The sequence below is a fragment of the Pseudomonas sp. RC4D1 genome (assembly GCF_018390395.1).
In the GTDB taxonomy this organism is placed as follows: domain Bacteria; phylum Pseudomonadota; class Gammaproteobacteria; order Pseudomonadales; family Pseudomonadaceae; genus Aquipseudomonas; species Aquipseudomonas danubii.
The window spans coordinates 1,857,796-1,872,600 of sequence record NZ_JAHBAW010000001.1 but is presented as its reverse complement, the minus strand read 5'-3'; the positions used below and the strand labels follow the sequence as shown (position 1 = coordinate 1,872,600).

14 protein-coding genes are annotated in these 14,805 nt (G+C 63.0%); 5 read left to right on the top strand and 9 right to left on the bottom strand.

Translation table 11 applies throughout. From position 1 onward, the window contains the following. Nucleotides 1-234 precede the first annotated feature (234 nt). Together KHO49_RS08615 and cysK are read right to left on the bottom strand one after the other, a co-directional pair. Entirely contained in the window at nt 235-1,173 is a 939-nt protein-coding gene (locus KHO49_RS08615; protein WP_213664897.1) for an aspartyl/asparaginyl beta-hydroxylase domain-containing protein, read from the bottom strand. A gap of 236 nt (nt 1,174-1,409) precedes the next feature. Continuing rightward, on the bottom strand, nt 1,410-2,384 hold the full coding sequence (gene cysK, locus KHO49_RS08610) for a cysteine synthase A (protein ID WP_102861654.1): 975 nt from the start codon (nt 2,382-2,384) through the stop codon (nt 1,410-1,412). A 127-nt stretch (nt 2,385-2,511) separates the two neighbouring features. Between cysK and KHO49_RS08605 the strand changes: the two genes are divergently transcribed. From KHO49_RS08605 to KHO49_RS08595, 3 genes are all read left to right on the top strand, one after another. Next, nucleotides 2,512-3,588 (top strand): DUF748 domain-containing protein, encoded by a 1,077-nt coding sequence (locus KHO49_RS08605; RefSeq protein ID WP_213664896.1) that lies wholly within the window; start codon nt 2,512-2,514, stop codon nt 3,586-3,588. Between the two features lie 143 nt (nt 3,589-3,731). Beyond that, a complete protein-coding gene (locus KHO49_RS08600; RefSeq protein WP_011059855.1) occupies nt 3,732-4,577 on the top strand; it encodes an AAA family ATPase in 846 nt (281 codons plus the stop codon). A 12-nt stretch (nt 4,578-4,589) separates the two neighbouring features. Then, a complete protein-coding gene (locus tag KHO49_RS08595) occupies nt 4,590-5,768 on the top strand; it encodes a vWA domain-containing protein (RefSeq protein ID WP_110651922.1) in 1,179 nt (392 codons plus the stop codon). A gap of 133 nt (nt 5,769-5,901) precedes the next feature. On the opposite strand, the gene KHO49_RS08590 is transcribed toward KHO49_RS08595, so the two are convergent. From KHO49_RS08590 to KHO49_RS08575, 4 genes are all read right to left on the bottom strand, one after another. Further along, nucleotides 5,902-6,819: a 5-oxoprolinase subunit C family protein gene (locus KHO49_RS08590; protein ID WP_110595103.1), complete on the bottom strand. Its 918-nt coding sequence runs from the start codon at nt 6,817-6,819 to the stop codon at nt 5,902-5,904. Further along, on the bottom strand, nt 6,816-7,520 hold the full coding sequence (pxpB, locus tag KHO49_RS08585; RefSeq protein WP_102878755.1) for a 5-oxoprolinase subunit PxpB: 705 nt from the start codon (nt 7,518-7,520) through the stop codon (nt 6,816-6,818). Before pxpB ends, KHO49_RS08590 begins: the two co-directional genes overlap by 4 nt. Next, nucleotides 7,517-8,269, bottom strand: coding sequence for a 5-oxoprolinase subunit PxpA (locus tag KHO49_RS08580; protein ID WP_110595101.1), 753 nt, complete (start codon nt 8,267-8,269; stop codon nt 7,517-7,519). Before KHO49_RS08580 ends, pxpB begins: the two co-directional genes overlap by 4 nt. A 72-nt stretch (nt 8,270-8,341) precedes the next feature. Continuing rightward, the gene (locus KHO49_RS08575; protein ID WP_102861648.1) at nt 8,342-9,625 is read right to left on the bottom strand and encodes an MFS transporter; all 1,284 of its coding nucleotides are present in this window, start codon (nt 9,623-9,625) and stop codon (nt 8,342-8,344) included. A 138-nt stretch (nt 9,626-9,763) separates the two neighbouring features. Between KHO49_RS08575 and KHO49_RS08570 the strand changes: the two genes are divergently transcribed. Beyond that, nucleotides 9,764-10,684, top strand: a complete 921-nt coding sequence (locus KHO49_RS08570) for a LysR family transcriptional regulator (protein WP_213664895.1) — start codon at nt 9,764-9,766, stop codon at nt 10,682-10,684. Nucleotides 10,685-10,790: 106 nt separating this feature from the next. Here KHO49_RS08570 and KHO49_RS08565 read toward each other — a convergent pair whose 3' ends face one another. The 3 genes from KHO49_RS08565 to KHO49_RS08555 are packed head-to-tail and all read right to left on the bottom strand — an operon-like array spanning nt 10,791 to nt 12,650. Beyond that, entirely contained in the window at nt 10,791-11,333 is a 543-nt protein-coding gene (locus KHO49_RS08565) for a DUF2937 family protein (protein WP_102861646.1), read from the bottom strand. A gap of 10 nt (nt 11,334-11,343) precedes the next feature. Then, complete coding sequence (locus tag KHO49_RS08560) at nt 11,344-12,120, bottom strand: class II glutamine amidotransferase (RefSeq protein WP_110595098.1); 777 nt, start codon at nt 12,118-12,120, stop codon at nt 11,344-11,346. Between the two features lie 32 nt (nt 12,121-12,152). Further along, complete coding sequence (locus KHO49_RS08555; RefSeq protein WP_102861644.1) at nt 12,153-12,650, bottom strand: MFS transporter; 498 nt, start codon at nt 12,648-12,650, stop codon at nt 12,153-12,155. 100 nt (nt 12,651-12,750) lie between these two features. Here KHO49_RS08555 and KHO49_RS08550 point away from each other — a divergent pair, with 100 nt between their 5' ends. After that, nucleotides 12,751-14,805 (top strand): S9 family peptidase, encoded by a 2,055-nt coding sequence (locus KHO49_RS08550; RefSeq protein ID WP_213664894.1) that lies wholly within the window; start codon nt 12,751-12,753, stop codon nt 14,803-14,805.

The following is a 14,805-nucleotide window of genomic DNA, read 5'->3' as shown; positions in this document are numbered from 1 at the left end:
CCGGCGGTGATACGACTGCGTACACCGGCGTGCTACTGACAGGTGGGGGGTACTGACCGATCTGCACAGGCTGCTGATTCCCGCACGGCACGACGCCAGCGTTGACCGCTGAAACCACTACCGCGTTGAGAGGGGAAAAGGCCATGAGCTGATCTTTCTTGAAGGGAAAAAACCATGAGTCTGCTGACTCATCGAGCGCCGAATGTAACCGGCGCCCGATATTCATTGCAAGATTTATCCGAACAGCCACCTCCACAAGACCACCAGCACCACCACCGCCAGAACCGGGCGCAGGATGCGGTAGAGCTTGGGATTGCGGCGCTTCCACTGCTTGACCACACCGCTGAAGCTGTCGCTGAAACGCTTGCTCCAGGCATAGGCCTGGTTGATCCCGCCGACGCGCTCGTCATCAAGGTTCTGCGGCGCGGTCGCACGCCCCAACTGGGCGCTGACCCAGCGGTTGATGCGCGTCATCAACGGGCTGCTCAACGGACGCTCGATGTCGCAGAACAGGATCACCCGGGTGGTTTCGGTTTCGTTCTTCACCCAGTGCACATAGGTCTCGTCGAACATCACGTCTTCACCGTCGCGCCAGGCGTACTCCTGACCATCGACAAAGATCCGGCAAGCGTCGGAGTTGGGGGTCGACAACCCCAGGTGATAACGCAGCGAGCCGGCAAAGGGATCGCGGTGCGGGTTCAGGTGGCTGCCACCGGGCAGCAGGGCGAACATCGCGCCCTTGACGTTGGGAATGGCGCTCACCAGCTCGACGGTCTTGGGGCACAGCGCGGCCGCTGACGGCAGGGGCTTGTCGTACCACTTGAGGTAGAAACGCTTCCAGCCCTTCTTGAAGAAGGAACCGAAGCCGGCATCGTTGTTCTTCTCCGCCGCGCGGATATACCCCTCATCGAACAGATGCATGGCCTCCTCGCGGATCACTTCCCAGTTATCCCGCAAGATATCCAGCTCGGGGAACTTGCTGCGGTCCAGGTAAGGCTTGGAAGGCACTCCGGAAAACAGATACATCAGCGCGTTATAGGGGGCGAACAGCGCCGAATGGTTGACGAACTGGCGCAGTACCGGCAGACGCGCTTTGCCGCGCAGATGCACGTAAAGGATGCTGCCGACGAACAGCGACAACACCGCGAACTTGGCGGCAAAGGAAAAGCTCATGCAACGACTCCTTGGAAATAGGCACCTGTGCAGGCTGTGTGGGGGAGTGTTCACCCAACCTGGCAGCCGGCAATGATAAACACTCCTGGACCCTGGAAAAACCCGCACGACTCAACATTCAGTGTTAACGGGCGTGCAACAAAGGCGCTTAAGTAGCATATGCGGCCAGGCCCTTGCCTGATGTAGGTCAGCATTCACCGGCGAGCCGGCGCCTGTCGGCGAATGCCCGAGGTGCGTTACTGCTGGTTTTCCTGCTCGGTGAACAGGTCGCTGAACAGCATGCTCGACAGATAGCGCTCTCCGGAGTCCGGCAGGATCACCACGATGGTCTTGCCCTGCATTTCCGGGGTCTGGGCCAGGCGCACCGCCACCGCCATGGCCGCGCCGCAGGAAATCCCGCAGAGAATCCCCTCTTCCTGCATCAACCGCAGGGCCATGGCCTTGGATTCCTCGTCGGTCACCAGCTCGACCCGGTCGACCATTTCCAGATCCAGGTTCTTGGGCACGAAACCGGCGCCGATGCCCTGGATCTTGTGGGGGCTGGGCTTGATCTCTTCGCCGGCCAGTTTCTGGCTGATGACCGGCGACGTGGCAGGTTCCACCGCCACCGAGAGGATCGGCTTGCCCTGGGTCTTCTTGATATAGCGCGACACGCCGCTGATGGTGCCACCCGTGCCGACCCCAGCCACCAGCACATCCACGGCGCCGTCGGTGTCGTTCCAGATTTCCGGACCGGTGGTTTTCTCGTGGATCGCCGGGTTGGCCGGGTTATCGAACTGCTGCGGCATGAAGTACTTGGACGGATCGCTGGCGAGAATTTCCGCCGCCTTTTCAATCGCTCCCTTCATGCCCTTGGCCGGCTCGGTCAGCACCAGCTCCGCCCCCAGGGCCTTGAGCACCTTGCGCCGCTCGATGCTCATGGACGCGGGCATGGTCAGCATCAGCTTGTAACCACGGGCAGCGGCGACGAAGGCCAGACCAATCCCGGTGTTGCCCGAAGTGGGCTCGACGATGGTCATGCCCGGCTTGAGCTTGCCGCGACTTTCCGCGTCCCAGATCATGTTGGCGCCGATCCGGCATTTCACCGAATAGCCCGGGTTACGCCCTTCGATCTTGGCCAGGATGGTCACGCCGCGAGGGGCGATACGGTTGATCTGCACCAAGGGCGTATTGCCGATGGAATGGGCATTGTCAGCAAAAATTCGGCTCATGGCTGGGTCCTTATGCAGCAGTGAAGAAGTCCTCAAGGGTATGCCTGGTGCCTTTGAGCGTCCAGTCGCGCCGAACGACTGCGACCCCAGGCAGTCAATGCCTCTATACGGCTGGAGACTGCTGATCATGAAACGTCGTTACCGTTGGCCCCTATGGACACTGGCCGGCCTGCTGGTCCTGCTGCTGGCCCTGCACGTCACCCTGCCCTATCTGGTGCGCGACTACCTGAATGACAAACTGGCGGACATGGGCGACTACCGTGGCCAGATCAGCGATATCGACCTGGCCCTGTGGCGCGGCGCCTACCGCATCAACGGGCTGGAGATCGTCAAGGTCAGCGGCAAGGTACCGGTGCCCTTCGTCAAGGCGCCACAGATCGACCTGGCGGTGAGCTGGCATTCACTGTGGTACGACCACGCCGTGGTGGCCAAGGTGCAGTTTGTCCAGCCGGAGCTGAACTTCGTCGATGGCGGCGCCGACAAGCAAGCGTCGCAGACCGGTGAAGGCACCGACTGGCGGGCGCAACTGGGCAAGCTGTTGCCCATCACTCTCGACGAGCTGCGGATCAGCGACGGCAAGATCCACTTTCGCAACTTCAGCTCCACTCCCCCGGTGAACATCGGCGCCACCCAGGTCAATGCCAGTTTCTACAACCTGACCAACGTGGTGGATACCCAGGGCAAACGCGATGCGCGCTTCGACGGCAAGGCCTTGCTGCAAGGCCAGGCCCCCATGGAAAGCACCGCCACCTTCGACCCCCTGAGCAATTTCGAGGACTTCGAATTCCGTCTGCGGGCCCGGGATATCGAACTCAAGCGTTTCAACGACTTCGCCTCGGCCTACGGCAAGTTCGACTTCAATGCCGGACACGGCGACGTGGTGATCGAAGCCCAGGCCGAGAAGGGCCAACTGCATGGCTATATCAAGCCGCTGCTGCGGGACGTGGAAATCTTCAACTGGCAGCAGGACGTGGAGAACCGCAACAAAGGAATATTCCGCTCGGTATGGGAAGCCTTGGTGGGGGCCGGGGAAAACCTGCTGAAGAACCAGCACAAGAACCAGTTCGCCACCCGGGTCGAACTCAGCGGCAGCGTGCACCAGCAAGATATCAGCGCATTCCAGGCGTTTTTGCAGATTTTGCGCAATGGATTCATCCAGGCCTTCAATGCCCGTTACGAACAACCCAAGCCCTCGACTGACTGAGTCACCCCGTGACGCTCCATTCAGAGACTGAATGGGGCGTCCACGTTCACAGTCGACCGGGCACCGCGTTATAGTCGCGCCATCACTCTCCATTCAATCGATCTGCCCCGGGCAGCTCGCCGTCACCGTTCGAGGAATTGCAGATGAAGTTCGAAGGCACCAGCGCATACGTCGCCACCGATGACCTGAAGCTGGCAGTCAACGCCGCCATCACCCTGGAGCGTCCGCTGCTGGTCAAGGGCGAACCCGGCACCGGCAAGACCATGCTCGCCGAGCAACTGGCCGAATCCTTTGGCGCCAAGCTGATCACCTGGCACATCAAGTCCACGACCAAGGCCCACCAGGGTCTGTATGAGTACGACGCGGTCAGCCGCCTGCGCGACTCCCAGCTGGGTGTGGACAAGGTCCACGACATCCGCAATTACCTGAAGAAGGGCAAGCTCTGGGAAGCCTTCGAATCCGAGGAGCGGGTGATCCTCTTGATCGACGAGATCGACAAGGCCGACATCGAGTTCCCCAACGACCTGCTGCAAGAGCTCGACAAGATGGAGTTCTACGTCTACGAAATCGACGAGACCATCAAGGCCAAGCAGCGGCCGATCATCATCATTACCTCCAACAACGAGAAAGAGCTGCCGGACGCCTTCCTGCGTCGCTGCTTCTTCCACTACATCGCCTTCCCCGACCGCACCACCCTGCAAAAGATCGTCGATGTGCACTACCCCGACATCAAGAAAGACCTGGTCAGCGAAGCCCTGGACGTGTTCTTCGATGTGCGTAAAGTGCCGGGCCTTAAGAAGAAGCCCTCGACCTCGGAACTGGTGGACTGGCTCAAGCTCTTGATGGCCGACAACATCGGCGAAGCGGTGCTGCGCGAACGCGATCCGACCAAGGCCATCCCGCCCCTGGCCGGCGCCCTGGTGAAGAACGAGCAGGACGTACAACTGCTGGAGCGCCTGGCGTTCATGAGCCGTCGCGGTAGTCGTTAAGAGGCTGATGCCATGCTGCTCAACCTGTTCAATGAAATGCGCGCGGCCAAGGTGCCGGTGTCGGTACGCGAGCTGCTGGACCTGATCAACGCACTCAAGCAGCGCGTAACCTTCGCCGACATGGACGAGTTCTACTACCTCGCCCGGGCGATCCTGGTGAAGGACGAACGGCATTTCGACAAGTTCGACCGAGCCTTCGGTGCCTACTTCAATGGCCTGGAAAAGCTCGATGACCACCTGCAGGCGCTGATCCCCGAGGATTGGCTGCGCAAGGAGTTCGAGCGTTCGCTGACCGATGAAGAGCGGGCGCAGATCCAGTCCCTGGGCGGCCTGGACAAGCTCATCGAAGAGTTCAAGAAGCGCCTGGAAGAACAGAAGGAACGCCACGCCGGCGGCAACAAGTGGATCGGCACCGGCGGCACCAGCCCCTTCGGCTCCGGCGGTTTCAACCCGGAAGGCATCCGCGTCGGCGATGCCGGCAAGCGCCAGGGCAAGGCGGTGAAAGTCTGGGACCAGCGCGAATACAAGAACCTCGACGACTCGGTGGAACTGGGCACCCGCAACATCAAGGTGGCCCTGCGCCGGCTGCGCAAGTTCGCGCGCCAGGGTGCGGCGGAGGAGCTGGACATCGACGGCACCATCGACCACACCGCCCGGGATGCCGGACTGCTGAACATCCAGATGCGCCCGGAGCGACGCAACAGCATCAAGCTGCTGTTGCTGTTCGACATCGGCGGTTCCATGGATGCCCACGTGAAGATCTGCGAGGAACTGTTCTCGGCCTGCAAGACCGAGTTCAAGCACCTGGAGTACTACTACTTCCACAACTTCATCTATGAATCGGTGTGGAAGAACAACCTGCGTCGCGGTTCCGAGCGCACCTCGACCCAGGACCTGCTGCACAAGTACGGCGCCGACTACAAAGTGATCTTCGTCGGTGACGCCGCCATGGCGCCCTACGAAATCACCCAGGCCGGCGGCAGCGTCGAGCACTGGAACGAAGAAGCCGGCTATGTGTGGATGCAGCGCTTCATGGAGAAGTACAAGAAGCTCATCTGGATCAATCCCTACCCGAAAGACACCTGGGGCTACACCGCTTCGACCAACATCGTTCGCGAGTTGATCGAAGACCAGATGTACCCGCTGACCTTGCGTGGCCTGGAAGAAGGCATGCGCTTCCTGTCCAAGTAAGCGGCGCGGGACCGTCAAGCAAGGCCTTGCGGGCCTTTTCGCAGCCTCGCCAAGGCTCGACAGCGGCTACAGGAAATCCCCTGTAGCCGCTGCCGCAGGCTGCGAACGGTCGCGAAGCGGCCGCCTTCAGCCACTACCCAAACCTGCGCAAGAACGCCACCTGCTGCCGATGCGCCGTTTCCTGCACCACCGGCGTCAATCGCACCTCGCTGCCCGGCAAACACTGCGCCAACCGCGCCAGTGACAAGGGGGTCAACGCCCCCAATCGCGGATAGCCGCCAATGGTCTGCCGATCATTGAGCAGGATGATCGGCTGGCCGTCCGGCGGCACCTGGATCGCCCCCAGGGGAATGCCCTCGGAAATCATCGGCTGGCCCTGATACTGCAAGGTCGGTCCCAGCAAGCGCGCGCCCATGCGATCAGCGCGGCTGTCCAGGGTCCAGGTGCTGTTGAAGGCGTCGAACAGGCTCAAACCGCTGAACTGGCCGATCTGCGCGCCCAGAATCACCTCCAGCGGCGCCGCGGATTGCCAGTCCGGCAACTGCGCAGCCGACAAGCTCTTGAGCGCCCCGCCGGTGCCCGAATAACCCAGTACCCCGCCCTCGCTCAGCGCCCGGCCGTAACCATCGAGCCCGCCCAGGGCTTCGCGCAGCACACTGGCGCAACTGCCCAGGACCTTGGGCGCGTCAAATCCGCCAGGGGCTGCCAGGTAGGCCCGGGCGCCGAAGAAAGGTTGAGTAAAACGCAGGCGCTGGCCCTTTTGCAGGATGAAACTGCGTCCCGGGCTCAAAGGCCGCTCATCGACATATGCCCCCAGATCGGCCCCGGCCAGGGCCAGCAGGCAATAGTCCTCGGCCAACAGGGTGAAACCGCCCAGGGTGATTTCCACCACCGGCGCATCCAGGGCATTGCCCAGCAGCCAGTTGGCCCAGGACATCGACACCCAATCCAGCGCCCCGCCCTGGGTCACGCCCAAATGGCGCACACCAAAACGCCCGGCATCCTGCAGCAGGCACAGCGGGGTGCTGGCCTCGATCATCAAGCGGCTCATGCCGACACCTCCAGCGGCGTGTCATCGCCCCCCAGGCGCAGGAACTCGGCCCGCTCCACGGCAGCAAAGCGCACGCGGTCCCCCGGCTGCATCAGGCTGTAGCCTTCGCGCTCGCGATCGAACAGGCGGCTCGGGGTCCGGCCGATCAGGTTCCAGCCCCCCGGCGATACCACCGGGTAAGCGGCGGTTTGGCGTTCGGCGATCCCCACACTGCCCGCCGCCACCCGCTTGCGCGGGGTATTCAGCCGCGGCGCCGCCAGTGCCTCTTCCACCAGCCCCATGAAGGCGAATCCGGGCGCGAAACCCAGGGCGAACACTTGATATTCACGCTGGCTGTGACGCTCGATCAGCTCAGGCACCGACAGTCCGCTGCGCCGGGACAACAGCGCCAGTTCCGGCCCGACACTGAGGTCGTACCACACCGGCAGCACATGCTCGCGCCCGGCCTGAGTGGTACTGGGCGCCAGATCGGTCAAGGCGACCGCGATCCGCTGCCGAGCCTCGGACGGACTCAGGGCCAGCAGGTCGTAATGCACCATCAACGTGGTATAGGACGGCACCAGATCGATCAGAGACTCGCCAAAGGCCCGCCGCAGCCCTTGGGCGGCGGCCAGCATCCAGGGCATGTTGTCCTCGGCGATCACCTCGAACAAGCGCACCATCAGGCAGTCGATGGCGACGACTTCAACCTGTGGCTTCATAGGCCGGACTGCTGGTTCAAGGCCTCGCGAATGCGCTGCACGGCAGCCACCGAACTGGCGTTGTCGCCGTGCACGCACAGGGTGTCGGCCTGCAGCAGCAAGGCGCTGCCGTCGCTGGCGGTCAGGGTGTCGCCCCGAGCGATGGTCAAGGCCTGCTGGAGAATGGTCTGCGGATCGTGATGCACCGCGCCCGGCAACTGCCGCGACACTAGATGCCCGGCGTTGTCGTAGGCACGGTCGGCAAAGGCCTCGAACCACAGGGTCACGCCGTATTCATCGCCCAGGGCCTGGGCCGTGCTGTTATCCCGCGTGGCCATGAGCATCAGCGGCAGTTGCGGGTCGTAGGCCGCCACCGCCTGGATCACCGCCCGCAACTGGGTCGGCTTGGCCATCATGTCGTTGTACATCGCGCCGTGAGGTTTGACGTAGCTGACCCGCGCGCCCTGGGCCCGACAGATGCCGTCCAGCGCGCCGATCTGGTAGTGCAGCAGGTCACGAATCTCCTCGGGCGAATAGCTCATGGAGCGGCGGCCGAAACCGGCCAGATCCTGATAGGCCGGGTGCGCACCGATGCGCACGCCATTGGCCAGGGCCAGGGCCACGGTCTTGCGCATGATGCCCGGGTCGCCGGCATGGAAGCCGCAGGCAATGTTGGCGCAGTCGATAAAGGGCATCACCTCGGCATCCAGGCCCAGGGTCCAGTTGCCAAAGCTCTCGCCGATGTCGCAATTCAATAACAGGCGGCTCATGGTCAGTGCTCCTGTGGTTCTTGTTGTGGGTCAGCTGCAGGGCTGTCGCGCAATGTCCGCGCAGATTATCAGTTAGCGCGCCTCAAGTTCCTTGCCGCGGGTTTCCGGCAGGCTCAGGGCCGCCAGCACCACCACGCCGTAGGACACCGCGGCAAAGCTGCCGATGGCCACGCTCAGGGGTACATGCTGGCTCAGCAGGCCGATCAGCAGCGGGAACAGCGCCGCCAGCGCCCGGCCGCTGTTGTAGCAGAAACCCTGGCCGGAACCGCGGATACGGGTGGGGAACAGCTCAGTGAGGAACGCCCCCATGCCGCTGAAAATGCCTGAAGCGAAGAAGCCCAGGGGAAAGCCCAGCCAGAGCATCACGGCATTGCTCACCGGCATTTGCGTATAGAGCAGGACAATGGTGAAAGAGCCGGCGGCGAACAGCACGAAGTTCTTCTTGCGGCCGAGAATATCCGTCAGGTAGGCGCTGATCACATAGCCCACGTAGGAGCCGGCGATCACCATGGCCAGGTAGCCGCCGGTACTGAGCACGCTCAAGCCGCGCTCGGTCTTCAGATAGGTCGGCAGCCAGAAGGTGATGGCGTAGTAACCACCCTGGGCCCCTGCCGCCAGCAAGGAGGCGCGCAGAGTGGTGCTGAGAATCCCCGGGGCGAAGATCTCGTAGAACCGCGCCGGGTTGCTTGGCGCTTCACGTGCCTTGGTTGCCCGGTAGACCTCGGGGTCCTTGACCAGGCGACGAACGAAGATCACGAAAATCGCCGGCAGGATGCCCAGCAGAAACAGCCCGCGCCAGGCGTCCTCCGGCGGCAGCAAGGAGAACAGCAGCGCATACAGCAGCGCCGTCAGCCCCCAGCCCAGGGCCCAGCCGGACTGCACCATGCCCACCGCCTTGCCACGGTTCTTGGCGCGGATCACTTCACCGATCAGCACCGCCCCGGCGGTCCACTCGCCGCCGAATCCAAACCCCATCAAGGTGCGGGCGATTAGCAACTGTTCGTAGTTCTGCGCAAGACCGCAGAGAAAGGTGAAGACGGCAAACCACAGCACCGTGAGTTGCAGGGTGCGTACCCGGCCGATGCGGTCGGAAAGAATCCCGGCGATCCAGCCTCCCAGGGCGGAGGCCAGCAAGGTACTGGTATGGATCAGGCCGGCTTCGGCGGAAGTGATGCCCCACAGCGCGATCAAGGTCGGGATCACGAAGCTGAGCATCTGGGTGTCCATGCCATCCAGGCCGTAACCTATCTTGCAGCTCCAGAATGTCCGGCGTTCCTGCTGGTTGATGTCCCGGTACCAGTCAAACGGGCCGGCGCGGCGCGGAGCCTTGGCGGCCAATGTTTCGGGCGCACTCATGGCGATCTCCAGGGTAGTGTTGTTGGTATTGTTCTGGGCCCCGACGACGCATATCGTGGGTCGGGCCATTCTTCGGTTCAGGCACAACCTGCGTCCAACTAATAAAAACCGCCCCAAGGCATAAGAAAAGTTGATCCCATGAATCTCAAGTTTCTCGAAACCTTCGTCTGGGTAGCGCGGCTCAAGAGCTTCAGCCTGACCGCGGAAAAACTCTTCACCACCCAGGCGGCAATCTCCAGCCGTATCGCGGTGCTGGAAGGCGAACTGGGGGTGAAGCTGTTCCTGCGGGACTCGCGGGGCGTCAGCCTGACCCCGCAAGGGCTCAAGGTGCTGGAGCACGCCGAGCAGATGCTCGACACCCTGCAGGTGCTGAAACAGTCCATCGAGGCGCCGTCGAGCAAGGTCGGGCGGATTCGCATCGGGGTCATGGATACGGTGATCCACACCTGGCTCAGCCCCCTGGTGGCGGAAATGATGGATCACTACCCGCAAGTGGAAATCGAACTGGTGGCCGACACCTCGCTGAATCTCTGCGACCAGCTGCAAAAAGGCTTTCTCGACCTGGTGCTGCAGACCGACTTGCTACGCCAGGAAAGTATCCGCAGCCGGGAGCTGGCCAGCCACCCGGTGGGCTGGATTGCCGCCAGCAACTCGATCTACAACCGCGACTACGCCAATCTCGCCGAGCTGGCCCGGGAGCGGATCATCACCTATTCGAAGAACTCCCTGCCCCACCAGCAGGTACTGAGCCTGATGCAGGCCAACGGGGTGCTGGCGCCACGGCTCAATTGCGTCAACTCGGTGTCGGCCATCACCCGCCTGCTCAGAGATGGCTTCGGGATTGGCGCCCTGCCCCCGGTGCTGGTCCGTGAAGAACTGGCCCGTGGCGAACTGACCTTGCTGGCCATCGAGCAGCGTCCGCCCAACCTGCAGGTGGTGGTGTCGTGGCGCGTGGGCGTGGATCTGGTGGAGGATATCGTGGAGCTGTGCCAGCGCGTGGTGCAGCGCTATGGGCAGAAGGTCGGCGAGGATCAGCTGGTTCTGATCGCCCCCCAGTAAACATCGCCATCACACCCCTCGTAGGAGCTGGCTTGCTAGCGAAGGCGATCTGCAGCCAGGCGCAAGCCACGCGGCCGCTTCGCCGGCAAGCCGGCTCCTACAGAGGTCAGAGGCCCTTTAGGTCGCGCTCTTCGATCGGACGGCTCTGGCGCAAGCGCCGCCCGCCCAGGACCACCCAGTCGATCAGGCGATACAGGCACTCAAGGCCGAAGGACAGCAGCATGGCGCCGCTCATGCCCCAGATCATCGCTTCCGGGGTCAGCAGGATCTGGTAGCTGTAGCCGTCCCAGGTTTCCTTGCGGATATCCGGGTCGGCTGCCAGGGCCACTTGCAGCAGGCGGATGTACCACGGGCCCTGCATCGCCTGGTATTGCTTGTCCAGGGCCAGCTGACGATGGAGCAAACCGCTCAAGCTTTCGGCATCGCTGCGAAACACCGGGTCTTCGCTGGCCCGGTAATGGGCCACCAGCGCATTCAGATCGCCCTTGAAGAACTGCTGCGCGGTGCCCTGGAAGCCTCGCAGGCTGTTCTGCGACTCAATCAAGTGGGCTTCCACGCGCTTGGCGTAGTCGCTGATGAAACCCGGCACTTGCACACCGATCAACAGGCCGGCGGCGAACAACACCAGCCGCAGATAACTGAGCAACATAGAGATGTCCTTATTCGGTCTGGCCGTGGCTGACGCATTCACCGCGCCGCCACAGGCTCCATTGGCCCGGTTGGTAGCGGGTCCAGGTTTCGTTTTCGGTCAGAGGTTCGGTGGCGATCACCGTCACAACATCGTTGGGGGTGGTTTCCGCCTGGAAGTCGACAATCACATCGACATCCTTGAGCCGGGCCGGGCCGAACGGCGCGCGCCGGGTGATCTGCGCCAGCTTGGTGGAGCAGAAGCAGAACAGCCAGTCACCGTCGCTGAGCAAGCCGTTGAACACACCCTTGCTGCGGTATTCGCTACAGGCCTGGATCAGGGTTGGCAGCAGTTGCTCGACCTCCACCGGTTCGGGAAAGGCTTCGCGCACCCGGTTGAGCAAGTCACAGAAGGCCGCCTCGCTGTCGGTATCGCCCACCGGACGATAGAAGCTGGTCTGGGGCTGGAAGTCCGCCAACTGACCGTTATGGGCAAAGCACCAATTACGGCCCCAGAGTTCACGGACAAAGGGATGGGTGTTGGCCAGGCAGACCTTGCCGACGTTGGCCTGGCGGATGTGGCCGATGACCACTTCGCTCTTGATCGGGTAGCGCTGCACCAGGTTGGCCACTTCCGACTCGCTGCTGGCCGCCGGGTCCTGGAACAACCGCAGGCCGCGGCCTTCGTAGAAGGCGATGCCCCAACCGTCGCGATGGGGGCCGGTACGGCCGCCGCGTTGCATCAGCCCGGTAAAGCTGAAGACGATATCGGTCGGTACATTGGCGCTCATGCCCAATAACTCACACATGCTCGGACTCTCGCTGCAATGCCGGGGCCAGGTTACAGACGCGGCTCGACCCGCGTGTTCAGGGGGGTGCCCGCAGCTGGCGGACGACCATAACGGTCATTGCCGGCACCGCCAAAGGGCTGGTCATCCTCGACTTCGGCAGCCTTGGCCGCGGCTTGCGCCGCTTCGTTGCGCTGGCGGCGTTCATTGGCGGCACGCTCGATGGGCCAGCGGATCAGCACGAACAGCAGGTACACGCCAAAGGCGATCATGCCGTACATGAACAGATCGGACACCGCACGCCAGGCGTTGTTGCCGACCTTGAAGGCCATATCCAGGGCAGTGATGGCCACCGCCGGGGCAAATTTTTCCTTGACCGGGTCGATGATGGTGGGACTGAACAGCAGCACCGCCACCAGTACACGCAGCGGCTCGCGCAGCCAGCGCCACATCCAGCGGGTCAGGCGCATCCACACCAGCAGGCAGCCCAAGGCGGCAAAGGCGTAAAGGCCCCAGGCGATCAGATAGTCGTTCTCGGTCATGGTGTCCATGGCAAGGCAGGCAAAGAGGCGCTTATGATAACGACTTTTCCCGTGTCAGGCTGCACCGCCGTCTGCCAAGCCCTCATTTGTCTTCGTTCGAGAGCCACCCATGCCCCTACCCGCCAACGACAGCAGCGCCCCGATTGCCCACAAGGCCGAAGGCGCTGACCCGTATGCCTGGCTGCAGGAACGCGACACCGACGCGGTGCTCGACTACCTGAACGCTGAAAACAGCTACCAGGAAGCCCGGCTGGCCCATCAGGCGCCGCTGCGCGAGACACTGTTCCAGGAGATCAAGGGGCGGATCCTCGAGACCGACCTGTCCCTGCCCTCCCCCTGGGGCCCGTACCTGTATTACACCCGCACCACCGCCGGTGACGAATACGCCCGGCACTACCGCTGCCCGCGCCCGGCAGACGACAGCCTGACGGTGGACGAAAGCCGCGAACAGCTGCTGCTGGACCCCAACGCCCTGGCCAACGGTGGCTTCTTCTCCCTCGGCGCCTTCAGCATCAGCCCCGACCACCAGCGCCTGGCCTACAGCCTCGACACCACCGGCGAGGAAATCTACACCCTGTTCATCAAGGAGCTGTCCAACGGCAAGGTCAGCGAGCTGTCCTTCGACAACTGCGACGGCAGCATGACCTGGGCCAACGACAGCCTGACCCTGTTCTTCGGCGAACTGGACGACACTCACCGCCCGCACAAACTGTTCCGCTACCGTCTGGACGGCACCGCCGCCGAGGAAGTGTTCCACGAACCGGACGGACGCTTCTTCCTGCACTGCTACCGCTCAAGCTCCGAGCGCCAGTTGCTGCTGTCCCTGGGCAGCAAGACCACCGGCGAAACCTGGGCCCTGGATGCCGCGCAGCCGCAGTTGCCGTTCACCTGCCTGGCGCCACGGGTCGAAGGCCATGAATACGACGTCGATCACGGCCAACTCGACGGCCAGTGGACCTGGTTCATCCGCAGCAACCGTGAGGGCATCAACTTCGCCCTCTACCAGGCTGCGGACGAAGGCATTATCCCCGAGGAAAGCGACTGGCAACTGCTGGTCCCGCACAACCCCGAGGTGATGCTCGACGGCGTGACCCTCAATGCCGGCGCCATGACCCTGAGCCTGCGCGAAGGCGGGCTGCCGATCATCGAAGTGCATCCCCAGGACCTGCCCGTGTATCGCGTGCAACTGCCGGATGCGGCGTACAGCCTGCACGTGCAGAACAGCCTGGAGTTTTCCAGCGATCGCATCCGCCTGCGCTACGAGGCGCTGAATCGCCCGGCCCAGGTACGCCAGCTGCAACTGGCCGACGGTCAACAGCAGGTGCTCAAGGAAACCCCGGTGCTGGGCCCCTTCGACGCCGATGCCTACGTCAGCCAGCGCCTCTGGGCCACCGCGGCCGACGGTACCCAGGTGCCCATCAGCCTGGTGGTCAAGCGCGAGTGCCTGGGCCAACCGACACCGCTGTACCTGTATGGCTACGGCGCCTATGGCGAGAGCCTCGATCCCTGGTTCTCCCATGCCCGCCTGAGCATGCTGGATCGCGGCGTGGCCTTTGCCATCGCCCATGTGCGCGGCGGTGGCGAACTGGGTGAAGCCTGGTATCGCGCCGGCAAACAGGAACACAAACAGAACACCTTCAGCGACTTCATCGCCTGCGCCGAGCACCTGATCGCCCAGGGCCTGACCAGCGCCCAGCAACTGGCCATCAGCGGCGGCAGTGCCGGCGGCCTGTTGATCGGCGCCGTGCTCAACCAGCGTCCCGAACTGTTCCGGGTGGCCATCGCCGAAGTGCCCTTCGTCGACGTGCTCAACACCATGCTCGACCCGGACCTGCCACTGACCGTCACCGAGTACGACGAATGGGGCAATCCCGAGGAGCCTGAGGTCTATGAGCGGATCAAGGCCTACGCCCCCTACGAGAACGTCCGGGCCCAGGCCTACCCGGCGACCCTGGTGATCGCCGGCTACAACGACAGTCGCGTGCAGTACTGGGAAGCCGCCAAATGGGTGGCCAAACTGCGCGCCACCAAGACCGACGACAACCTGCTGCTGCTCAAGACCGAACTGGGTGCCGGCCATGGCGGCATGAGCGGCCGTTACCAGGGATTACGTGACGTAGCCCTCGAATATGCCTTTATCCTGAACATTCTGGGCCTGGACTGA

Coding starts and splice junctions, on each gene's coding strand:
- KHO49_RS08615 (WP_213664897.1), bottom strand. CDS start 1,173: ATGAGCTTTTCCTTTGCCGCCAAGTTCGCGGTGTTGTCGCTGTTCGTC.
- KHO49_RS08590 (WP_110595103.1), bottom strand. CDS start 6,819: ATGAGCCGCTTGATGATCGAGGCCAGCACCCCGCTGTGCCTGCTGCAG.
- KHO49_RS08565 (WP_102861646.1), bottom strand. CDS start 11,333: ATGTTGCTCAGTTATCTGCGGCTGGTGTTGTTCGCCGCCGGCCTGTTG.
- KHO49_RS08560 (WP_110595098.1), bottom strand. CDS start 12,120: ATGTGTGAGTTATTGGGCATGAGCGCCAATGTACCGACCGATATCGTC.
- KHO49_RS08595 (WP_110651922.1), top strand. CDS start 4,590: ATGCTGCTCAACCTGTTCAATGAAATGCGCGCGGCCAAGGTGCCGGTG.
- KHO49_RS08600 (WP_011059855.1), top strand. CDS start 3,732: ATGAAGTTCGAAGGCACCAGCGCATACGTCGCCACCGATGACCTGAAG.
- KHO49_RS08605 (WP_213664896.1), top strand. CDS start 2,512: ATGAAACGTCGTTACCGTTGGCCCCTATGGACACTGGCCGGCCTGCTG.
- KHO49_RS08550 (WP_213664894.1), top strand. CDS start 12,751: ATGCCCCTACCCGCCAACGACAGCAGCGCCCCGATTGCCCACAAGGCC.
- KHO49_RS08570 (WP_213664895.1), top strand. CDS start 9,764: ATGAATCTCAAGTTTCTCGAAACCTTCGTCTGGGTAGCGCGGCTCAAG.
- pxpB (WP_102878755.1), bottom strand. CDS start 7,520: ATGAAGCCACAGGTTGAAGTCGTCGCCATCGACTGCCTGATGGTGCGC.
- KHO49_RS08575 (WP_102861648.1), bottom strand. CDS start 9,625: ATGAGTGCGCCCGAAACATTGGCCGCCAAGGCTCCGCGCCGCGCCGGC.
- KHO49_RS08555 (WP_102861644.1), bottom strand. CDS start 12,650: ATGGACACCATGACCGAGAACGACTATCTGATCGCCTGGGGCCTTTAC.
- KHO49_RS08580 (WP_110595101.1), bottom strand. CDS start 8,269: ATGAGCCGCCTGTTATTGAATTGCGACATCGGCGAGAGCTTTGGCAAC.
- cysK (WP_102861654.1), bottom strand. CDS start 2,384: ATGAGCCGAATTTTTGCTGACAATGCCCATTCCATCGGCAATACGCCC.